15 protein-coding genes are annotated in these 21,194 nt (G+C 68.6%); 10 read left to right on the plus strand and 5 right to left on the minus strand.

Going from position 1 to position 21,194, the window contains the following annotated elements:
* The first annotated feature begins 43 nt into the window (after positions 1-43).
* Entirely contained in the window at positions 44-820 is a 777-nt protein-coding gene (locus tag Q664_RS39735; protein WP_043408525.1) for an SDR family NAD(P)-dependent oxidoreductase, read from the plus strand.
* 170 nt (positions 821-990) lie between these two features.
* Positions 991-2,655, plus strand: a complete 1,665-nt coding sequence (locus Q664_RS62410) for a polysaccharide deacetylase family protein (RefSeq protein ID WP_084610727.1) — start codon at positions 991-993, stop codon at positions 2,653-2,655.
* Between the two features lie 54 nt (positions 2,656-2,709).
* Here Q664_RS62410 and Q664_RS39745 read toward each other — a convergent pair whose 3' ends face one another.
* Together Q664_RS39745 and Q664_RS39750 are read right to left on the minus strand one after the other, a co-directional pair.
* Entirely contained in the window at positions 2,710-3,969 is a 1,260-nt protein-coding gene (locus Q664_RS39745; RefSeq protein WP_043408527.1) for a TCR/Tet family MFS transporter, read from the minus strand.
* 49 nt (positions 3,970-4,018) lie between these two features.
* Entirely contained in the window at positions 4,019-6,139 is a 2,121-nt protein-coding gene (locus Q664_RS39750; protein ID WP_043408530.1) for a hypothetical protein, read from the minus strand.
* Positions 6,140-6,363: 224 nt separating this feature from the next.
* Here Q664_RS39750 and Q664_RS53280 point away from each other — a divergent pair, with 224 nt between their 5' ends.
* The 4 genes from Q664_RS53280 (at position 6,364) to Q664_RS39770 (ending at position 12,943) form a co-directional block, all read left to right on the plus strand.
* Positions 6,364-8,241, plus strand: coding sequence for an LIC_10091 family protein (locus Q664_RS53280; protein WP_052519242.1), 1,878 nt, complete (start codon positions 6,364-6,366; stop codon positions 8,239-8,241).
* Positions 8,238-10,292 carry a M14 family metallopeptidase gene (locus Q664_RS39760; protein ID WP_152622606.1) on the plus strand — a complete coding sequence of 685 codons (2,055 nt, stop codon included), beginning with the start codon at positions 8,238-8,240 and terminating at the stop codon, positions 10,290-10,292. Before Q664_RS53280 ends, Q664_RS39760 begins: the two co-directional genes overlap by 4 nt.
* Before the next feature lie 94 nt (positions 10,293-10,386).
* Positions 10,387-12,033 carry a serine/threonine protein kinase gene (locus tag Q664_RS39765; RefSeq protein WP_043408536.1) on the plus strand — a complete coding sequence of 549 codons (1,647 nt, stop codon included), beginning with the start codon at positions 10,387-10,389 and terminating at the stop codon, positions 12,031-12,033.
* A gap of 61 nt (positions 12,034-12,094) precedes the next feature.
* Complete coding sequence (locus Q664_RS39770; RefSeq protein ID WP_268811440.1) at positions 12,095-12,943, plus strand: DUF2381 family protein; 849 nt, start codon at positions 12,095-12,097, stop codon at positions 12,941-12,943.
* Positions 12,944-12,953: 10 nt separating this feature from the next.
* Here Q664_RS39770 and Q664_RS39775 read toward each other — a convergent pair whose 3' ends face one another.
* Together Q664_RS39775 and Q664_RS39780 are read right to left on the minus strand one after the other, a co-directional pair.
* Positions 12,954-13,733, minus strand: coding sequence for a hypothetical protein (locus Q664_RS39775; RefSeq protein WP_043408542.1), 780 nt, complete (start codon positions 13,731-13,733; stop codon positions 12,954-12,956).
* Entirely contained in the window at positions 13,730-17,281 is a 3,552-nt protein-coding gene (locus Q664_RS39780; protein WP_043408545.1) for a hypothetical protein, read from the minus strand. The genes Q664_RS39775 and Q664_RS39780 overlap by 4 nt, the downstream gene beginning before the upstream one ends.
* Before the next feature lie 419 nt (positions 17,282-17,700).
* On the opposite strand from Q664_RS39780, the gene Q664_RS39785 reads away from it, so the two are divergent.
* The 3 genes from Q664_RS39785 to Q664_RS39795 all read left to right on the plus strand — a co-directional run bounded on the left by Q664_RS39785 (position 17,701) and on the right by Q664_RS39795 (position 19,910).
* Complete coding sequence (locus tag Q664_RS39785; protein ID WP_084610731.1) at positions 17,701-18,090, plus strand: GNAT family N-acetyltransferase; 390 nt, start codon at positions 17,701-17,703, stop codon at positions 18,088-18,090.
* A gap of 90 nt (positions 18,091-18,180) precedes the next feature.
* Positions 18,181-19,128, plus strand: coding sequence for an SGNH/GDSL hydrolase family protein (locus Q664_RS39790; protein ID WP_084610733.1), 948 nt, complete (start codon positions 18,181-18,183; stop codon positions 19,126-19,128).
* 83 nt (positions 19,129-19,211) lie between these two features.
* The gene (locus Q664_RS39795; protein WP_063934846.1) at positions 19,212-19,910 is read left to right on the plus strand and encodes an esterase/lipase family protein; all 699 of its coding nucleotides are present in this window, start codon (positions 19,212-19,214) and stop codon (positions 19,908-19,910) included.
* Positions 19,911-19,931: 21 nt separating this feature from the next.
* Here Q664_RS39795 and Q664_RS39800 read toward each other — a convergent pair whose 3' ends face one another.
* The gene (locus Q664_RS39800; RefSeq protein WP_043408548.1) at positions 19,932-20,159 is read right to left on the minus strand and encodes a hypothetical protein; all 228 of its coding nucleotides are present in this window, start codon (positions 20,157-20,159) and stop codon (positions 19,932-19,934) included.
* A 63-nt stretch (positions 20,160-20,222) separates the two neighbouring features.
* Between Q664_RS39800 and Q664_RS39805 the strand changes: the two genes are divergently transcribed.
* Positions 20,223-21,191 (plus strand): DMT family transporter, encoded by a 969-nt coding sequence (locus tag Q664_RS39805; protein ID WP_043408551.1) that lies wholly within the window; start codon positions 20,223-20,225, stop codon positions 21,189-21,191.
* The last annotated feature ends 3 nt before the right edge of the window (positions 21,192-21,194 follow it).

Raw genomic sequence — 21,194 nt, forward strand, 5'->3', positions numbered from 1 at the left:
TGTCTGGACGCCCCCCCCTCTCCCTCTGCTAGAGGGCAGCCCCATGGACACGGATCTTCGAGGCAAGGGAGTGCTCGTCACGGGTGGGGCGGGGGGAATCGGGAGCGCGGTGGTGCGGGCCTTCGCGGAGGAGGGGGCGAAGGTGGCGGTGCACTACCACCGGAGCGAGGACAAGGCGCGGGCGCTGGCGAAGGAGCTGGGCGGTACTGCGGTGCGAGCGGACCTGACGTCCGAGGCGGACGTGGACGCGATGGTGCCGGCGGCGGTGAAGGAGCTGGGCCGGCTGGACGTGCTGGTGGCGAACGCGGGCGTGTGGCCGCCGCCGGACGAGGGCGTGTGGCAGATGTCGCTGGAGCGGTGGCGGCGGACGCTGGCGGAGAACCTGGACAGCGTCTTCCTGAGCTGCCGCGCCTTCCTGCGCCACGTGGAGAAGACGGGGACGGGGAACATCATCATCATCGCCTCGACGGCGGGGCTGTTCGGGGAGGCGGGGCACTCGGACTACGCGGCGGCGAAGGGCGCGCTGGCGAGCGGGTTCCTCAAGAGCCTGAAGAACGAGATCACCCGCATCGCGCCGCTGGGCCGGGTGAACACGGTGTGCCCGGGGTGGACGGCGGTGGATCGCCACAAGGACAAGCTGGAGAACCCGGCGTTCATCAACCGGGTGACGCGCACCATGCCGCTGCGCAAGGTGGGCCGTCCCGAGGACGTGGCGCGCGTGGTGGTGACGCTGGCCTCCGACCGCATCTCCGGCCACGTGACGGGCGAGGTCGTCACCGTGGCCGGCGGCATGGAAGGCCGCGTCCTGCACGAGACATGAGCAAGGGAAACCAAACCCCAGGCGCCTGGGAGCGCGGAAGGCATTTCCAGACGCAGGGGCACACGGGGAGTCGCGCCCCACGGTTGGAGAAAATGGTGGGTGGAATGCAATGAGTCCGGACCCTCGGGTCATGGCCGGAAGTCGAGTGGAGCGCAGACATTGTTCGCCCCATGCATCCACTCCCTCCTTCTTCGTTGTGGCGCGGTCGCCGTGTCCTGTCCGTGGTCGCGCTCGCGGGCCTGCTCTTCGGGGCCTGCGTCTGGAGTTCCGCCCCACCGGGAGACGATTCTCCCGGGCTGGGCCAGGATGATCTGGCGCCCGGCCCGGCCGTCATTCCCCCTGGCTCGACGATCGTCACCTTCTCCTTCGCGGACTCCGTCAGCAATCAGGCCCAGGTGGGGGAGATCTTCAATCGATACGGGATGCGGGCCACCTTCTACATGAGCAGTGGCCGCATTGACCGCAGTGGCTACCTCTCCCTGGAGCAGATGCGCGCGCTCGCGGCGGCGGGCCATGAGATTGGAAGCCACACCTTCAACCACACGGACCTGGATACGGTACCCATCGAGGTGGCGCGCAGGGAGATCTGCGACGACCGTGCCACCCTGATGAGCCTGGGCTTTCCCGTGACCTCGTTCGCGTATCCCTTCAGCTCGGACTCGCTCACGGCCCGGCAACTCGTCATCGAGTGCAACTTCAACAACGCACGCGCCGTGGGCGGCATCCGCAACCCGGATGGCTGCTCCAGCTGTCCAGTCGCGGAGACGATCCCGCCCGCGGATCCGTTCCTCATCCGCACCCCCACCTCCGTGAAGAGTGATTGGACGCTCGCGGATTTGCAGAGCCTGGTGCTCCAGGTCGAGGCCGCGGGTGGCGGCTGGATGATGATCTCCATGCATGGGATCTGCCCGGGCTCGGCCTCCTGCTCCGACGACTACGACATTCCCGAGACACGGCTGGACGAGCTCCTCTCCTGGCTCGCGCTGCGCACCTCTCGAGGCACCTTCGTGATGACCACGCACGATGTCGTCGGTGGGCCGGTGAGACCCCCCCTGTGGAGCGATGGCGGGACGTTTCCGTTCGACGCGGGGACACCGGACGCGGGGGCACCGGACGCGGGGACACCGGACGCGGGGACACCGGACGCTGGAGCCGATGCCGGTGTCCCCGATGCCGGTGTCCCCGACGCGGGCACGGATGCTGGCACTCCGGTCGTGGTCATCCCGCTGCCCAACCCCTCGCTCGAGGCGGACAGCAATGGAGACAACGTGCCCGACTGCTGGACGCGACAGAATCGCGGCACCACCTCGGGAGGCTGGCTGCGGACGACGGATGCGCACACCGGCGGTTGGGCTCAGCGGCCGCGCATCTCCAGCTACACCAGTGGGGACCGGAGGCTGGTGGTGTCCCAGGACTCCGGTGCGTGCGCACCCGTCGCGACGCCCGGGCGCTCCTACCGGGTATCCGCCTGGTACAAGACCGACTCGCGCGCCGCCTTCGTTGCCGCCTACCGCACTGCCATGGGCACCTGGATCACCACCTGGGCCGCGGGGCCGGACCTGCCCAGGAGCCCCACGACCTATGTTCTCGGCGAATGGGTGACACCGCCGCTGCCCGCGGGGGCCACGCACCTGAGCGTGGGGCTGGCACTGCGCGCAGTGGGGTTCGCCATCATGGACGACTTCGCCCTGGTGCGGCTCGCGCCTACACCCTTCACCGCGGAGCAGGAGGAGCCTGCCTGGCTGGACGAGTCCGCCGGCCCGCGAGTCCAGGATGCACCGCCGGACGAGGAGGACACCCCGAAGGGCCCTGGAGACCGAGCCCTCATTCGCTGAAGCGGGCCGACTCGGCCCAGGCCGGGGCACGAAGCCGCGCCTGGCGAGCAGGCCTCAGGGGGCGGGGGTCGGAACCGCGGCGGCCTGCTCGCGCGGGCTCGTGGCCCAGCCGGCCAGGCCGATCGCGCACACCAGCAGCAGCGCGGCGAGCAGGAAGGGGGCACCGGGCAGGTTCCAGCCGAGCCCCGGGCCGATGAAGTACGCGAGCGTCTGGGTGAACATGGCGGGGCCCACCATCCCCGCGATGCCCATGATGCTCGAGAGCGCGCCCTGGAACCGGCCCTGCTCCGAGGGGCTGATGCGCCGGGTCATCAACCCCTGGGCCGCGGGGCTGGTGAGCCCCCACAGCGCCATCACCGGCACGCCGAGCCAGAACACGAAACCGGTGGGGGCCAGGCCGTAGATGATGAACCCCAACGCGCCGAAGAACAGCCCCAGCATCAGGGCGCGCCGCTCCCCGAGCTTCTTCACCGTGGGCCGCACCAGGGCTCCCTGGACGAGCCCGGAGCTGAGACCCACGCCCGCCATGGTGAGCCCGATGGTGCGCTCGTCCCAGCCGAAGCGGTAGCTCGCGTACAGCACGAACACGCTGGGCAGTGCGACGTGGGCGAGCTGATAGAGGAAGTTGACGCTCGACAGCCGGAGCACCTCGGCGTTCGAGCGCAGCAGCTTCAACGCGCCCACCGGGTTGGCGCGCCGCCACTCGAAGGCCTTGCGCCGCTCGGGTGGCAGCGACTCCGGCAGGACGAACAGGCCGTACATCGCGTTGGTCAGGCTCAATCCCGCGGACACCCAGAAGGGCAGGCGCGGATCCACGCCGCCCAACACGCCGCCGAGCGCGGGCCCCAGGACGAAGCCCACGCCGAACGCGGCGCCGATCAGTCCGAAGCTGGCCGCGCGCTTCTCCGGCGGCGTCACGTCCGCGATGTAGGCGCTGGCCGTGCTGATGCTCGCCGAGGTGATGCCCGAGAGGACCCGGCCCGCGAACAGCCAGCCCAGCGTCGGCGCCAGCGCCATGAGGATGTAGTCGAGCCCCAGCCCGAAGTTGGACAGGAGGATCACCGGCCGCCGGCCATAGCGGTCCGAGACGGCGCCGAGCACGGGCGAGAAGATGAACTGCATCAGCGCCCAGGCCGTGGAGAACACGCCGAAGATGCCCGCCGCCCGCGCGGTATCCCCGCCCAGCATGGAGACGACGATCTTCGGCAGCACGGGGATGATCATCCCCATGGCCAGGATGTCGAGCAGGACGGTGACGAAGATGAAGGCCAGCGTGGCGCGGCGCGGGCCCGCGGGGACGGTCGGTTCACTCATGGCGGCCGACTCCTACCACTTTCCCGGGCGGAGGGAGATCCCCCCTGCCTCAGGTCACGTCGCTGGTGCACTGGATGTAGGGTCCATAAGGTGCACAGGTGGCGTTCTTGACCCTTGCCCAATCCCCCTGGGGCCAGACGGTTCGGGCCCAGTCCGCGATCGTGTTGACGAGCGTGGGGTCCACCCCGTGGTACTTGAACCGCGGCAGCATGAAGTAGAGCCGGTTGCCCAGGGTGCCGTCGTGGAAGCCGTTGATGACCTCGGTCCTGGTCGCGCCGCCCCCATTCCACCAGTCCGAGACGCTGTACTGGCGGGTCTTGTCCCACCAGGTGGACAGGAAGACCTGCAGGATGGCCGTGCGCTCCGTGTTGGTGATGTCGGTCCAGCCCGGCATGAGATCGGTCACGACGAAGCGGCTCAGGTCGCCCGAGGTCCTCGGGCTCCATCCGGCCCCATAGGGCGCGTTGGGCTTGAGCGTGTTGTCCGCGGTCTGCATCCCCTTGGCCAGGTAGAGCGCGACCAACCCCTGGACGGGTGTGGTGCCGCCGGGAGTCCGGCTCAGCCCCTTGATGGCGCCGGGGACATAACCCCAGTCGATGGGCCGCTGGGAGGTGCGGTCCGCTCCATCCGAATGGTTGCCATTGAAGAGGACGAGCGAGAGGTGGTACCAGCCCATGGAGAAATAGGTGAACATGAACGGGCTGTTGTCCTTGATGCCCGTGTTGTTGGCTGGAAGCTTGAGCATGTTCGGCGAGGTATCGAAGGTGCTGTTGGCCATCCATGCCCGGGTGTCTCGCGAGGAGGGATACAGCAGGCGGACCTTGTCCTCGAGACCGAACTCCTGCATCAGCTCCCACGTCTTCACCACGTGCCAGAGCGCGGTGGAGTAGACCTTCTGCGAGTACTCGGGGGTCAGCCCGTTGGTGGCACTCGGGAACCTGGGTGAGAGGAACTCGAAGAGGCGGATGTTCCACTGGCCAATGGGGTAGTAGAGCAGGTTGCGGTACTGGCTGTAGCCGGAGGCCTTCACCCGCGCGGCCAGCGACCGCATGGACTCGGTGGGCGTCGCGGTGCCCTCGCCGTTGTAGGCCATGTTGAGTCTGTCATTGACGAAGGCTTCTCCCCAGGCGTCCTTGGGATGGATGCTCGGCAGCCAGTGATTCCAGTCGGGAAGCTGGAAGAAGATGGGCACCTCGCGGGCACTGAGGTTCTTCGCCGTGGAGATGGCTTCCTTCGTGATTCCCGCCGGGAACATGTACCGCAACATGTCGCGGTTCTGCTCCACGACCGCGTCCACTCCGGCTCCCGCCGCCCAGTGCTCGATGGGCTTGGAGTCCAGGCCCGGCCCCGGTTGGTAGGGCGGGTTCCACGGCCGCCCCGGGTTGGCCACGAGCAGGCTCCGGATGTACGAGGCGATCCGCTGGCCCTCCAGCTCGCTCAGGCCATGGAACCTCGAGCGCTCGATGATGGAGAGATTCGAGTAATTGAAATACTTCAAGTCCCGTCCGTCCTGGGTGTGGCAGTCCGCGCACCGGGCCCGGATGGCCGTGGGGTTCTTGACGGAGCGCACCAGTTGCCGCGTGCGCCAGAGCTTCTCGCCCTCGGCGATGGAGAAGGCATCCGTGAGCGGGGGCTTCCAGGTGTTGGGGTCCTCCTGCACGAAGAGGGAGTCCGGCAGGATGCGGCTCCCATCGGCCCGGAGGAGGTTGAGCTTCAGCACCCGGTAGCCGATCGAGCGCCCGTCCGAGGTGTTGAACCGGAAGGAGATCTGGTTCGATCCGGCCACGAGCGCCCCGGCGGGAACGCCCAGGTTCAGCTTCAGCGTCGAGAAGGCACCGCCAATGCCTCCGTAGTTCTTCCCGAGCCCCTCGACCGTCACCGTGGTGTTGCTCAGGGGCAGCCAGGCGCCGGAGTTGAAGCGGACGCTGCCCTTGTTCGCGTAGCTCAGGTTGTACACCTGGAGCCAGAGCCGCAGGGGCTGCTGCGCGTCCTGGGCCGTCAAGTCCACCGTCACGCTCTTCGTGACGCCCTCGGCCCCGAGGATCTCGATGGGCAGGGTGATGGCCGGGGCGAGCTCCCGGTCCGACTCCTGGAAGGGTTCTGGCTGCTCCGTCTGCTCCAGCTCATCGGGGGCCGCGAGGCAACCCGTGAGCAACAACGTGACGCCCATGAGGCAGGACAGGAGGGTGGAATGGGTCTGTTTTATTCTCGACATTGTTTGAGGCCAAATCATCTGCCTCGCGCAATGGCTGACAAGCGGCGAGCGGGGGAGCGAGCGCCCTTCCGCCAAACCATACAGCATGCCCTGTCTGTCTTTCGGGAGTGGGGTGGGAGCCCCACCTGTGGGGAAGAGATCTCGCGGAGGGGGGAGGGCAGCGGGTAGCATCGCCCGCGATGGGATTCGAACTGGTTCTGTTGTGGCTCGTGACGGCGGTGCCGTGCGAGAAGACGCCGCCCCCCGGCATGGTGTGCATCGAGGGAGGCGAGGCGATCGTGGGCGCCGACGATCACACGGCCGCGGAGAAGCCCCGGCACCCGGTGTTCGTCGAGACGTTCTACCTGGATGCGAAGGAGGTGACGATCTCCGACTACAACCGGTGCGAGCGAGCGGGGGCGTGCCCGAAGCTGAAGCGCCCGCCGTACTACGCGCGCTTCCAGCGGCCCGAGCTGCCCGCGGTGCCGGTCACCTGGGAGCTGGCGCACCAGTACTGCGTGTTCGCGGGCAAGCGGTTGCCCACGGAGGCCGAGTGGGAGAAGGCCGCGCGCGGGCCCGAGGGGAAGACATACCCGTGGGGGAATGAAGCACCCTCGTGCGACAAGGCGAACTACAAGGGCTGCCCGGGAGACGCCACGCGGCGGCCCGGCAGCTACCCGCCCGGCGCCTATGGCCTCTACGACATGGCGGGCAACGGGTACGAGTGGGTGAAGGACTGGTGGACCCCCTGCTACAACGGCTGCGACAAGGCGTGTGGGGAGGCGTGCCTGCGCGCCAACCCGAAAGGTCCGTGCGATGGCGCGCGTCCGTGCAAGGGCTACACCCAGCGTGTGCTCAAGGGCGGCTCCTGGTACTGGCCCGAGGAGATGCTGCGCGGTTCCTGGCGGCGGGGCGAGCGCCCCACGAGCGGGCTCCATCGCCTGAGCTTCCGCTGCGCGTCGACGAAGCCCCAGTTGTCCGCGTGGCCGCCCCGGTTCATGACGGAGCCCCTGGCCCGGCCGGCGGACCCCAAGCCGCCGAGCGAGGAGGAGCGGGCCAAGGCGCTCGCCGTCGTCGAGGACACGGAGGTCTTCGAGATTCCCCTCTGTGGCCGCGTGGGCAAGGCGCGCGTCGATTGCCGCGACCCCATGAGCTACATCAAGTCGAACGAGGTGCTCCAATACCTCTTCGGCGATGCCATCAAGAACGTGGGGGGAGGCTACGTCGGGCTCGGGGCCGATCAGGGCTACTCGTACATCGCGCATGCGCGGAGCCAGTGGGCGTGGCTCTTCGACTATGACCCGACGGTGGTGCGGCTCCACCACGTGCTGAGGGCCGTGGTGAAGCGGGCGCCGACCCGCGAGGACTTCGTCGAGGCCTTCACGGACAAGCAGGCGAAGGCGACGCGTGCCGCCATCGAGGAGGAGTGGGCGTCCCTGCCGAAGGAGGAGCGCGCCGCCATCACCGGGGTGTTCGAGCGCGCGCGGAGGCAGTTGTGGGCCAACTACGCGCGCCAGTTGAAGCCCGCGCGTTGGACGCAGGGGTTCGGCTGGCTCCAGACGGACGAGAACTACCGCTACGTGCGCCTGCTGTTCGAGCAGGGGCGCATCATCGCCGTCAAGGGCAACATGCTCACGGACAAGGCGCTGCCGTCCATTGCTCGCGCCGCCCGTTCCCTGGGGGTGCCCATCCGCGTCTACTACCCGTCCAACGCCGAGGAGCAGTGGAAGCAACTGCCTCCCCAGTACCGGGAGAACGTGCGCCAGCTGCCCTTCGACGAGCGCAGCGTGATTCTCCGGACGTTGATCTCCCGCAAGTTCCACAAGTCGGACTCGTACTGGCACTACATCGTCCACGGCGGGCTGCATGCGCAGGAGCACCTGGCGCTTCCGGGGTACGCGAACGTCTGGAGCTTCATGGAGGACCGCCATCAGGTGGGCGCGTTCTTCGCCACCACCACCACCGCCGCCGCCGAAGACACGGAGAAGACGCCCCGGCGCGATCGGTACATCGACTTCCTGAGCTACATCGGCGTGCCCTCGTCCATGCGCTCCGTGGTCGCGGGGGCGAGTCCTTGAGGTCCGGTGGGGCGCTCGTCCTCGCCGTGCTGCTCGCCGCGGGCCTCGCGCGAGGGGCGGGCTACCCCATCCCCCGGGGTGAGCACCCGGTCGCGTGGAAGTCGGCGGAGAGCATCGGAGAATGGAAGGCGGAGGGCGAAGCGCTCGCGCTCACCACTCCGCGGGCGCTCCGCAACTACTTCATCCAGGAGGAAGAGGCCGCGTCCCCGGCCCCCTTCGTACGCGCGAGGATCCTGAACCCGGCCCGGGCCGATCTGGCCATCCTCTTCCGCGCGAAGGTGCGCGCGACCCAACCCCTGTTCGCGCTCACGGGTTACGGCCTCTACGTGGATGGGCGCAAGGAGACGGTGGGGTTCGTGCGCTATGACGGGACGCGCTCGGATGACAGTGGTGTGCGCGCGAAGGTGCCTGGACTCGCGAAGGCGCCGGAGCTCGAGGTCGTGCTGTTCCTCGCCGGGCCGGTGTTCGCGGTCCACGTATACGACGCCCGCACCAAGGCGGAGCTCGCGAGCCTTGTCTGGTCGGATGCGGCGTTCGCCGGGGGCTCGCTCGGCGTGTACGCGCACCGGAATCAGGCCGCGGACGTGCGGGTGTCCGTGTTCGTGCCGGATCCTCCGCCGCAGGAGGCCTCGGCACGTGATGGCCTGACGCTCGAGTGGCTCGTGCGTGTCGAGCGGGGCTTCCAGTTCGAGCCAGATGTGCGCCGTCACCTGCGCCGTGTCGCGCGAGAGGCGGACGCGGATGTGTACATCGCGAGCGAGCTCGGTGTGCACCTGCTGCGCGCGAGCCAGGTCCGCGTGCGCGAGCTGCATCCCGGGGTTCCGTACCGGTTCATGGAAGCCACCTTCGGGGCGCGCCTGGCGCGGGCCCGCAGGGCGCCCGTGCGCGAGGGCTTCGTCGAGGGCATCAAGGATCCCGAGCTCATCGAGCGCGCGATGAGGGCGCTCGCCGCACGGGCTCCGGAGCGCACGCGCATCATCGAGATCGGCCGTACGCACGAGGACCGGCCGATGCTCGCGTTGCTCATCGGCGACGCGTTGGATGACCACTCCCGTCCGGCGGTGCTGTTGTGTGGCGGAACCCACGCCAACGAGGTGGTGACGCCCGAGCTGCCGCTCGACGCGGCCCGCTGGCTGTTGGACAACGCGAAGGACCCTCGGGTCGCACGCTGGTTGCGCACCTTCCATGTGGTCATCGTTCCGCTGGTGAATCCCGATGGGAGCCACGGGTACTGGCACGTGTCCACCGAGCGCGGGCGCACCAACCGGTACAAGGACGAGCAGGCGGTGGAGCTGGGGCTGTTCGAGTACGGCGTGGATCTCAACCGCAACTACCCCTTCCAGTGGGGGAGCGTGGAGGACCGTTTCAACAGCCAGGATCCGCGCACCCCGTTCTATCGAGGGCCGGCGGCGGGCTCGGAGCCCGAGGTGCGGGCGATGATGAAGCTGGGCGAGGCGTGGCGCTTCGTCGCGATGGTGTCGTACCACGCGGCGGCGAGCCGGCTGCTCGTGCCATACACGGTGGAAGGAGCCCGCGAGCCCAAGCCCTCGGCGGCGTGGGCGGTGGCGCCGGGGATGATCGACGCGGTGGCGCCGTTGCCAAGAGGCAGGCGTTACGAGGCGGTGCGTCACCTCTATCCGGTGGCGGGGACGGATCAGGACTGGTTCTACTGGAGCTTCGGGACGCTGGCGTACCTGGTGGAGTTGCCGTTCGTGTCACCGGGGCCGAAGCGGCCGCTCGCGCCGATGGTGGAGGGAGCGCGAGGCTTCTGGCAGGTGTTGATGGATCGCTTCCTGGATGGACCGGCGCTCACGGTGAGGGTGCCGGAGTCCTTCCGGGAGGAGGGGCCGGTCACGGTGGCGGTGGAGGAGATGAGCTGGCCGAACGGGGAGCGCTTCACGGCGCACCCGGAGTCCGGAGTGTTCCACACGTACCTGCCGGCGGCCGGGCGTTACACGGTGAAGGCCACGAGCGCGTCGGGCAGGACGGTGTCGCAACCCGTCGACGTGGGCACGGGGCGAGTGGTGCTCGCCCTCACCGAGTCGTCCTGAAGCCGAACCTCCCCCATCCCATGCCCAACCCCAGAGGTCAGGGCCCGCCCACTCCTCTCTCTGGTAGCGTCCGCCGCTTGCGGAGGGACGCGACATGCTGGACGAAGACGGTCAGTTGTGGGGGGCGGTGCCTGAGCTCCCCCCTGGCACGGAGGTGGCTGGCTTCACCATCGAGGGGACGATCGCCTCCGGCAGCTTCGGCACCGTGTACCGCGCGAGGCGGAGCGGGAATCCCTACGCCGTCAAGCTGGTGGCCATCCACCCTCGAGGTGACCGGGAAGCCGCCGCGCTGCGCCTGGTGCGGCACCCCAACGTGGTGACCTTCCACGGCTATGGCCTCTGGCCCGAGGAGGAGCCGCGCTTCCTCGTCCTGGCCCTGGAGCTCGTCGAGGGCCGCACGCTCGACGTCTGGGCGGCAGAGGAGAATCCCTCCGCGCTCGAGCTGGTGATGCGGGTGTTGTTGCCCCTGGCGCTCACGCTGGCGGATGTACATGCCTCGGGCGTGGTGCACCGCGACATCAAGGAGGCCAACATCGTCGTGCGCGAGTCGGACGGGCAACCGGTGCTGGTGGACTTTGGCGCGGCGGGCCTCAAGGAGGGGGCACTCCGTCTGACGATGCGGCTACCACCGGGCACCGCCGAGTACCGCAGCCCCGAGGTGTTGCGCTTCGCGAAGCAGTGGGAGGGGGAGCACTACCCCTTCTCACCGGGAGATGACCTGTGGGCCATGGGGGTCGTCATCTACGGCTTGCTGACGCGCACGCTCCCCTTCGGAGACCGGAGCAACCCCGGGTTGAATCGGGCCATCCTCGAGGAGACGCCGCCTTCCCCGCATGAGCTCAACCCGCGTGTGCCCCAGGTCTTGAGCGACGTGTGCATGGGGCTGTTGGAGAAGAAGCTCGAGGACCGCTACCCGGATGCGAAGGCACTCGCGGAGGACCTGGTGGTGGTGTGCACCGAGGCGGACTCCTCCTGGCGCACGCCGATGTTTCCGAGAAGCGGCCAGGAAAAGAGTTCCCCATCCCCCGCTCCGGGAGAGCCCCGACGCCAGTGGCCCCGGTGGTGGTGGGTTGCTGGCGGGCTCGTTCTCACCGTGGCCCTCCTGCTGCTTGTAACCGGGCTCACCCCACGCAAGGCGTCACCCACCTCTTCCGCAACGCCCCGGGGCACCTCCGGCCAGGAAGTCGTGGCCCCGGCCAAGAAGACGGAAGTTGTGCCCGGCGCGGCACTCCCGCCCGCGCCTGTCGCCGCCGCGACGAGCAGTGAGGAGCCCAAGATGAAGAAGACGATCCGTACCCTGGTTGCCGCCGGTTGTGTTGCCGGCTCACCCGGCTGCGTCAGTGGGCCGCAGTCGCGCCCGCCCCCTCCGGCGGAGTGTCCTCCTGGAGCTGCCGAGACTCACAAGCGCTTCGACATGTTCGGGTGGCACGGGGCCGCGTTCCCGCCCTTCGACAAGATTGGGGTTCACCCGGTGCGCGAAGGGCCCATCACCACCGAGAGCATCGGTGACTGGGGGACGCTCCCTGATGAATCGCTTTTCACCGGACGCGTCTTCTTCGGGAAGGACCGAGTCTATGCACGCTTCACCCAGGTGCGTCTCCCGACTGGAGAGGTGCTGCCGATCTGTCTCGAGATGGTGCGGAATGCGGACCTGGGCCTTCCGAAGGAGCCCGGCAGCAAGGGCGATGTGGCGCTCATCTTCTCCTCCGTGAGCGTCGTTCCGGTCCGCCGCTTCGAGTGATCAGATCTTCATCTGGAGGCTTCGTACCGTGCTACTACCGTCCCCATCGCTCCTGGTCTTCGTGCTGCTCCAGGGTTCACCGCGGACACCGCCTGGCGCCGGGGCGTGTGAGACCGTGGAGCGTGTTGAGCTGGCCGCCCCGGTAGGGGCCCGGGAGATCTGTGTCAGCCCTGGCCTGGCAACGAACCTGCGCTTCGACGCTCCCGCGATCGTGGAACTGCAGGACGAGGTTCGCTTCGAGCAGGTCCTCCGTGACCGTCGGCTCCTCACGTTGATGCCGCCGCCAGACATGGTCGCGGGGGAACGGCTGCGGCTCACGGTGCACTTCGAGGGGGAGCCTTCCTCGAGCGGCATCACGTTGATGCTGGTGGGCCATTCGGGGCAGGCGACGCACCAGGTGGAGGTGTCCCGCGACGAGCGCACTCGGGAATCCCTTCGGCGGGAATTGCTCCAGGAGCGTGCCAGGACGGCGCAACTGCGCGAGGCACTTGCGCGAGCAGAGGCCATTCTCAATCGGTCCAGTGCACTCCGGCGGCTCATCATCAGCCGAGCATTGGGGCGAGAGGCCATCCAGTCCCGCGAATTTCTCCAGAGCCCGATAGGCTACGCGGAAAGCGAGCTCACCGTGAGGCGCGGAGCGAGCTACCGCTCGAACACGACCGTCGCGCTGGATGTTTGGTTGGAGAACGCTGGCACGACGCCGTGGACGGTTGTTGGGGCCGCTCTGTCCGTGAACGGCGTGCCGATGGAAGGGCTCTCCTGGGAGGCCACGACGATTCCGCCAGGCAAGACAGCTCGGGTGGTGGTGGAGGCGCCGGCCCTGCGAGGAGAGCCGCAAGGCAACGTCACGCTGCGCCTGTGGGAGGCAGGGCCTCGCGCCATCAACATTCCAGACATCACCTTCCCATAAGCGCTCATGCTCACCGGAACCACTCCGCTGGGATGCCCAGCGCCGCGAGGATCCGCTCGGGCGAACTCTCGCCTTTGATGTCGCTGACAACTGGCATGAATGAATCCTCCCGAGGCGGCTGCGCAAATTGCCCGATGCACTCGCCTCCTTCAAGTCTGTTGACAACGAAGACGTCCAGTCCTGGGGAGGCCATCACTCCATAGACAGTTGCATTGGGGAGCCGCTCGGACAGGTTCACATCAGCGAATCCTATGTCGCCCGTTCCGCTAGAGACACGGAGACCTCGTGGTGTGTCCTCCAGGTGGTATCGCCCCGGAGGGAGTGGTCTCCCGTAATCATCCTCCAGCGCCCGATGTGCCTCGTAGGCCCGGACGCCTTCCACCAAGGCGACATGCCGCAACGGCGTTGCCGCGGCGTGGTTCAGTGGTTTCCCGCCGCCGGGCAGTGGTGAGCCGAGAGACTTCGCCAAGCCGTCTGGGCTCACCTCCAACACATCAGGTGCACCGCTTCGCCAGGACATGACGGTCCAGGGGTCGTTGGCGCGCTCAATCGAGTACACGGGCTCATCACATTCGAGCGACAGGGCTTTGGCGATTTGCATCTCGGCGCCGATGTCGATGGGGTCAACCCCCACGATAGCGTGGTAACGGCCACTGCCGGGGATGACCTCGAAGGGCGGCTCGTCTCCATCCTCCTCTTCCCAGTCCGGCATCGCGATGGCCAGGGCGCGGCTCTCCAGCTGTGCGGGCTCGCCTGGAGCCAGAACCGCCCAGAGAGGCCACCGGCTCATGGTGCACCCCCGGTCAGAGCCTCGGGCAGCTTGAATGCGGCGCGCAACTGCTTCGTCTGCTCCAGAATTTGAGTCTCCTCTATTTGAATGAGCTTGGTGCCTCGTGCATGTTTGCCGAGGAAAATGTCCAGCTTGGTTTTGGTCGGCCCGCTGAGCTTGTCTGTGATGACGAGGAACGGCAACCCTCGAGGCGCCTTCGCCGCATCAGCGAGTTGTTCGAGCAGGTGTTTCAATTGATCTGCTAGTGCAGCCTGCTGTTCGCTGATCGGTTCCGTACCTTGCTTGGCATCCCACGCATTGAGCGCCATGCGCCACCTTTCCTTGTTCCAGCCCTTTGCTTCCACTCCATGCTGAAGCCGCAAGCCAAGCATCGCCGTTAGCTCATTGTCGATGACGTGCCCCCCTTCCAATGGCACCTGTCGTCCCGTGAGCCGGAAGCCCGGGAATAGCTTCTGAGCATTGCGCTCTGTGAGCATCTCCATTGCAATGCCCCGGAGTTGCTCACGCGCCCGCCGTTGCACCGCTAAGTTCCACGGTTCCGCTGCCGCTTGCTGGAACAGTTTCCAAGCCGTCTTCTCGTTTCTGCCCATGAAGTTGAGGTACTCCAGGGCCAGCCCCGTTGAGCGCAGCCAGCCCAGGTCCACTTTGTCCCTACACGCCTTCCCCGCCAGTGTAGCCACTGCCTCGGCTTCCAGTTCCGGGTGACTGACGAGCCACTCCGCCTCCCTCAGAAAGACATGTGGATCCGTCAAGCTTCGTGAGCCTGAACGCTTGAGTAGTTGCGCCAGTGCCGGTCTTACGTTGCTGCGGGAGGAGGCGCGCAGCGATTCCACGGCAGCGAGGTAGGCCTGGGCCTTGTCGGCCGGCAGCGCCGCTGCACGCCGTGCCACCGCGCCGTAGGCGAGCGCCATCTCCTGGCTCTCCGCCGCCAGCAATTTGAGCGCCTCCAGCGTCTTCTCGGCCCCGTCTGCCGCGAGCCCCGCGCCGCGAATGCCGCCGAGGGCCCGTACGGCGGCCATCTCCCCGCGGATGGCGAAGAAGGCCTGCTTGAAGGCCTCGGCACCGCCGGGCAGGGAAAACCGCAGTCCGTCCGGTGTCGCAACGACCTTGCCCTCGGCGAGCATCCGCTCCAGCGTCTTCACCAGGGCCTGGACGGACTCCACCGACTCACGCAGGCCGGACGAGGCCCGGGCACCCGCCGCGCTCAACGCCAGCCTGCTGCGGTGTACCAGCTCGCGTCCGATGCCCGAGGTGGCCAGCTGGTGGATGTCCCGGCCAGCCATCACCACCAGGGCCAGGTCGTGCACCGCGAGGAATGCCCGTCCCTCGGGCGTCCGCGACAGCTCGTCCCGGTACGTGTCCACTCCAGCCAGTACCGCCACCAGTGAGATGCGGCCCACGAACAGGCGCACCGCCGCTGTGCGCGCCCCCGCCAGCGTGCCGCCCCGCGCGGCGGAGGCTGGCACGCCTGTCCACAGGGGCGCCGTCGTCAGGGCGGACACAGCGCCGTACACCAGGTGCAACTCGCTGACGCGGCTCACCGCCGACCAGACAAGCGACGCGTCCGGCGAGGAGGCGAGCAGGGCCAGCTCCATGGCCGTCATCAGGTGCGTGCGAGGCCGCGGCCCATGGACTTCCACCCGGACCCACTCCAGCGGGTGCAGGGCGCGGCTGCGGGGCAGCTCGTCCACGGAGGAGAAGTAGCGCGCCTGGAATTCCTGCTGCACCGGTTGGAAGTACAGGGCCGTGCGTTTGGAGGGTCCCACCGCTTCTCCGGGCAGAGCGGGTTCGGCTCCCAGACGCACGCCCTGCTGTGGCTCCCAGTCCTCCGGCGCCACCAACACCGTGGACACCCGCCCATGGGGGACGTTGAGCAGGTGCGTCGTCTCGCCCTCTCGTCCCAGGTGGAAGCCAGGCAGGGACTCGAGGACGTCCAGGGTGAGGGGAAAGGAGGCGAGCGCCTTCTGGGTGAAGGCCTGTCCCAGCGATAACTTGTTGTCCGGTGCACTGCTGCCGAGCAGTTTCTCCAGCGCCCCACTCGAGGTGAGCTTGCGCTCCAGAGGGGGGAACTCTCCGTCCGGCGTGGACAGCAGCACCCGCGTGAGCAGGTGCACCGCGTCCTCCCTCATGTCCGAGATGAGCGCGGGGCCCGTGAGGAGGGTGTCGAAGACGCCCAGTCGCTCGTCCGGGGTGAGCAGGGAGAGCACGTCATGGTCGAGGGCGAGCAGCGGCTGGGGCGCTTGCGGTGTCGCCGTGGCGAGGGCTGTCTGGAGAAGCTCCCGCCGCAGGGCGGCCAACCCGCCCGTACCGGCCCCCAGCCCCGGCCGCCAGTCCCCCGGGCGGATGAGGAGCGTGCCCGGGTAGTACCAGTAGATGTTGCCCTCGGGACTCTCGAGCGGCTCGGAAGCTCCGGGGGTGGTGTTGAATTCGGCGCTGTAGCCCCGCCAGAGCCCGTCCTTCCCGGGGAGGATGACGCGCGGGGTTCCGCGGGGAGCGTTGCGCACCCGCAGCTCCGCCCGCTCCAGCGACGTCTCCTCGGTGAGCAGCAGCAGGGCGCGCACCTGGACGCTGGAGCCGTCGGACGAATAGAAGCGGCCCACCACGCTGCCCGGAGCCAGGACGGGCGAGCCATCCGTGACGCGGTAGCTCGTCTGGAAGCGCTGGGAGCGCAGGGCGACGGCCTTGCGCAGGGGCTCGGCGGCTTCGCCCAGGGAAGGCCAGTCCTCGTCCCGCCAGGGGCCGAGCGCCTGGAGGTAGCGGTCGAAGTAGCTCCGCCCGGCCTCATCAGGAATGTCCGAGCGCTGGGCCCAGCGCAGGCCGCGTTCCACCAGCGCGGCGGCCGCGGCCCTGTCCAGGGCGCCCGCCGAGAGCTGGGAGCGGCTCCAGGCGACATCCGTCTCCAGTTGCGCCTCCAGGGTACTGCGCAGGGGGGCGAGCACCTGTGGCACGAGCGCTGGCGGGTGGCGCACGCGCACGCAGACCTGGAGTCCTTCAGCGGCGCTGGAGGGAGGTGAACGGGGCACGAGGTCGAAAGCGCCCGCCGCCGCGCCATCCCCGAAGAGACGCGAGGCGATGTCCTCACGCGAGGCGTACCCGGCCACCCAGAGCAGCTCGGGCCGCTCCGGGTCCATCTGCACGGGGAAGGAAGCCTCCTGGGCCGGAAGGAAGGTGAGCGCGCCATCCTCCCCGTCCTCGGGCGTGTCCTCCCGCTCCGATTCAACCTGCTCGTCCTCCAGCCACTCGGGTGGAATGTCCTCCATGGGGGGAAGGCGCCAGGTGCGCTCCAAGGGTGCCTTGTGGTTCCAACCCCAGTCATAAGTGAGGGTGAGCAACTCTCCGGCGCCCACTGCCTCCGGGACGTCCACCTCCACCTCCTCCCGGCCCGGCTCGGGGCTCACCAGCCGGGGCAGCGGTGCGGGCGGGTGGCCCATGAGCGGCTCCACCCGCAGCCGCGTGCCCTCCCCCCAGAGCAGCCCACCTGCGGCGACAACCTCATCGCCTGCCTTCACCACGAGGGTGCCGGGGTCCATCACCCGGAGGGAGAGCACGCCGCCTTTCCAGTCTTCCAGGCGGGGACTGGGGGTTTTGGCCCGCGCAGGTGCGTCGGCCGAGAGCGTCACCCTCACGCGTCTCGACTCCTCGCCGGCCGCGCTCATGCTGGCCACGAGGCAGCTTGCGAGCAGGAGGGTCTGGAGCCCTCCAGCCCAATGTGGCCGACGCCCGTTCCCTCCCCATCCTTCCTTCGGCGCCCACCCGCTGTGTTCCCAGGGCGCCAGCGCCATCAGGAATGTGCTGAGGCTGTCCCCGTCAGGGCGCTTCCGGGCGACGAGTGCGTGGTCCTTCGCCATGCGGGGCCCCTTGAAACGGCAACCACCCGGGAAGATAGCCCGTGATGCCAACCCTCTGGAATGGAGGTTTCAACATCCCAGAGGTCACCTTCCCATAGCGCCCATGAGAGCTCGGGGTACTGGCCGAGCTTGGAGAGGACCATACCTCGCGGCGGGCCTTCGCGCCGGGCGAGCCCTATGAGGCCTCGGAGGAGGATGTCTCCGAGACGCTGGAGGAACTCCGGGAGGGCAGGGCGGTGGTGGGGGATGTGGAGGGGCAGCCCGCCGTGGTCGGCACGTTCACCCCACCGTGGGAAGGCATCGCCGAGCTCGGCGGCGTGGCGACGCTCGAGCGCTTCCGCAAGCGGGGACTCGGTACCGCGGTGACGTCCCTCGTGGCTCAGGAGGCCTTCGCGCGGGGCGTGGACGTGCTGTTCCTGAGCACCATCACCGAGGAGGCCGGACGTATCTATGAGCGGGTGGGTTTCCGGTTCCTGACGCGGATGCTCTTCATGAGTGTCCCGGGTTGAGATGCCCGGTCTCTCCTCCACCGGGCGGGCGGGGAAGGGCCAGGCCGATTTGTTCTCAGTCGCGCACGGGCGCGGTAGTTTGCGCGCGAGATGGAGACCCACCTCGCTCGTGTGCTCGTGTGCCTCGCCGTCCTGTCCACCGGAGTGGTGCGGGCGGACCCGGCGCCGGACGGAAAGCCGGAAGCCCCTCCGGCCCGGACGGTGCTGCTGCTCGGGGACAGCCTCATCGTCACCAGCTTCGGCGAGTACCTCGAGAAGTCGCTGAACGAGCACCCGGGCACCCGCGCCATGCGGCGGGCGAAGTCCTCCACCGGGCTCGCCCGCCCGGACTTCTTCGACTGGATGGCGGTGGGGCGCGAGGAGGTCGAGCGCCACCGGCCGGATGTCGTCGTCGTCATCATGGGCGGCAATGACGGGCAGGGGCTCACGGACGAGAAGGGCAAGGCGAAGGTCCAGTGGGGCGCCACGGGCTGGGAGGACGCGTACCGTCAGCGCGTCGTGGACTTCCTGGGCGTCCTCCATGCGCCCGGCCGGAAGATCCTCTGGGTCGAGCTGCCGTACACCGGGCTGCCGAAGTTCGAGCGCAAGCTGGGCATCATCCGGCGCATCCTGCGCGAGGCGGTGTCGGCCCATGAGGCCTCGAAGTACCTCGAGACGAAGCCGTTCTTCACCGACGCGAAGGGCGGCCTCCTGAAGGAGGCCCGGGTCGAGGGCTTCCGCAAGCCGATGCGGCTGAAGATGGAGGATGGGGTCCACTTCACGTTGGCGGGCGGCCGGTACTTCGCCACCAGGGTCCACCCCGCGGTCATCGGACTGCTCGGGCCCGGGGGCGGAGAGCCGAAACCCGGCACCCCGAAGCCGGCGACCGTGGCCGAGGTCCCGGTTGTCTCCGCGGCCTCGCCGCCCTCCGAGACTCCTTCGGCTGCCCCTCCCGTGGAGACGGAGACCCGTACCCGGGAGCCGGCGGTCTGCCGCGAGTTCGACGCCGTATCGGAAGCGCCGATGACCTCGATACCCATGGCCCTCTGCTATCCATGAGGAACGGGAACGGAAACACTCCGGTGACGCGCCTGGTTGCGTGTCTGCTGGCGATGGCGACATGCTCGTGCGGAGCCATCTCCATGACCTCCGCCTCCGCACGTGTCCCAGCCACCGCGCCATCCCCCGCCGTTGCCTCCGAGCGGGTGCCCGTGCTCCTGGTGCACGGCATCGACGACGACGCGAGGACCCTGGCGCCGCTCGCGGACGCGCTGGCCCGAGCCGGTTTCCAGGACGTGCGGATCATCGAGCTGAAGCCCAACAACGGGGACGCTCCCATCTCCGTCATGGCCGAGCAGGTGGCCGGGGCGGCCGAGAGCCTGCGCGCGCGGACGGGCCATGCGCGGATCGACGTGGTGGCCTTCAGCATGGGAGCGCTCGTCAGCCGCTACTACCTGCAGCGGCTGGAGGGGCGGAACCACGTGCGCCGCTTCGTGTCCATCTCCGGTCCCCACGCGGGAACGCTCATGGGCTGGTTGCGGGCCAACCCCGGCGCACGCGACATGCGGCCGAACAGCGAGCTGCTGCGGGGGCTCGCCGCGGATGAGGCGCCCTTCGGGGACGTCCAGGTCTTCACCCTCTGGACACCGCTGGATCTGATGATCATCCCGGCCCGCTCCTCCCAACTGGCCGGAGCGCGGGAGCGGACCTTCCCCGTCATCCTCCACCCGCTGATGCTGCGCGACGGGCGGGTCCTCCGCTCGGTGGAGGAGGCCCTCACGGTGGAGCGTCCGGAGGACTTCCAGGCCCTGCCGGTCGTGTTGCCGCCCGGCGGTCCCTGAGCCCTCCGCCCGGGTGGTGTCTCACACCTGGGTGGTCCCGGAGTCGCCAGGCGTGTGGGCGGGGGCCGGCGCGGGCTTCTTCGGAATCGTCGAGCGGCGCGGGCCCTTGATGGCGTAGTTCAGCAGCATGGCCCCCGGCAGGAGCATGCCCAGACCCTGGTTGAGGTTGGCGGGGGGGTGGACCAGGGCCCCGAGGGCCATCGCGGCGAAGAGCAGACCACAGACCACGCGGATGAGGATGGAGCTCACGGGGGGTTCCTTGGAACGGGGCAACCCATGATAACCAGGGTTTTTCCGCGTGCACGTCACCCCATGAAAAAGTCCTCCTCGGCCCTGTTGGCGATCCTGCTCGGACTGGCCTCGGCGCTGTTCTTCACCATGACCTACGTGCTCAACCGCAACATGGCGGCGGAGGGTGGGTTCTGGGCCTGGAGCGCGTCGCTGCGCTACTTCATCATGTTGCCCCTCATGGCGGTGCTGGTGGCGGCCCATGGAGGCTTGCGGCCGTTGGGGGCCGAGCTGAGGAGGCACCCGGGCGAGTGGTTGCTCTGGAGCAGCGTGGGCTTCGGCGTCTTCTACGCGTTCCTCACCGTGTCGGCGGACTACGGGCCCTCGTGGCTGATTGCCGGCACCTTCCAGCTCACGGTGCTCGCCGGTCCGCTGTTGTCGCCATTCATCTACACCGACGCGCGCCGGCGCATCCCCCTCAAGGCCGTGGGCATGGGCTCGTTGATCGTCCTGGGCGTGCTCGTCATGCAGTTGGGGCACTTCCAGCTCGCCATGCCCGCGAGCGCCTGGCTGGCGCTGCTCTTCGTGGTGATCTCCGCCGTCGCGTACCCGCTGGGCAACCGCCGGGTGATGCTGCACCTGGAGCGAGAGGGCGTCTCCCTGGATGCCAGCCAGCGGGTGCTGGGGATGACGCTGGGGAGCCTGCCCTTCTGGCTGGGCGTGGCGGCCTACGGATACGAGCGGGTGGGGTGGCCTCCGGTGGGGCAGGTGGTGCAGTCGGCGGGGGTCTCGCTCTCCTCGGGAGTGATCGCCACCACGCTGTTCTTCCGAGCCGCCCAGATGACGGCGAACAACCCGGTGGGATTGTCCGCCGTGGAGGCCACGCAGGCCACCGAGCTGCTCTTCGCGCTGCTGCTGGGCGTGCTCTTCCTGGGCGAGTCGTGGCCTTCCGCGTTCAGCTTCGTGGGGGCAGGGCTCATCGTGGTGGGCATGGTGCTCTACAGCCGCGTCAGCGTGGCCGCCGAACTGGAGCCCGCCGCGGTGCAGACGTGAGCG

Source organism: Archangium violaceum Cb vi76 (genome assembly GCF_000733295.1).
Classification (GTDB): Bacteria; Myxococcota; Myxococcia; order Myxococcales; family Myxococcaceae; genus Archangium; species Archangium violaceum.

Excerpts from the sequence above, each read along its gene's own strand:
- Q664_RS62410 (WP_084610727.1), top strand. The coding sequence starts at position 991 with ATGCATCCACTCCCTCCTTCTTCGTTGTGGCGCGGTCGCCGTGTCCTG.
- Q664_RS39735 (WP_043408525.1), top strand. The coding sequence starts at position 44 with ATGGACACGGATCTTCGAGGCAAGGGAGTGCTCGTCACGGGTGGGGCG.
- Q664_RS39765 (WP_043408536.1), top strand. The coding sequence starts at position 10,387 with ATGCTGGACGAAGACGGTCAGTTGTGGGGGGCGGTGCCTGAGCTCCCC.
- Q664_RS39805 (WP_043408551.1), top strand. The coding sequence starts at position 20,223 with ATGAAAAAGTCCTCCTCGGCCCTGTTGGCGATCCTGCTCGGACTGGCC.
- Q664_RS39745 (WP_043408527.1), bottom strand. The coding sequence starts at position 3,969 with ATGAGTGAACCGACCGTCCCCGCGGGCCCGCGCCGCGCCACGCTGGCC.
- Q664_RS39790 (WP_084610733.1), top strand. The coding sequence starts at position 18,181 with ATGGAGACCCACCTCGCTCGTGTGCTCGTGTGCCTCGCCGTCCTGTCC.
- Q664_RS39750 (WP_043408530.1), bottom strand. The coding sequence starts at position 6,139 with ATGGGCGTCACGTTGTTGCTCACGGGTTGCCTCGCGGCCCCCGATGAG.
- Q664_RS39795 (WP_063934846.1), top strand. The coding sequence starts at position 19,212 with ATGACCTCCGCCTCCGCACGTGTCCCAGCCACCGCGCCATCCCCCGCC.
- Q664_RS39775 (WP_043408542.1), bottom strand. The coding sequence starts at position 13,733 with ATGAGCCGGTGGCCTCTCTGGGCGGTTCTGGCTCCAGGCGAGCCCGCA.
- Q664_RS53280 (WP_052519242.1), top strand. The coding sequence starts at position 6,364 with ATGGGATTCGAACTGGTTCTGTTGTGGCTCGTGACGGCGGTGCCGTGC.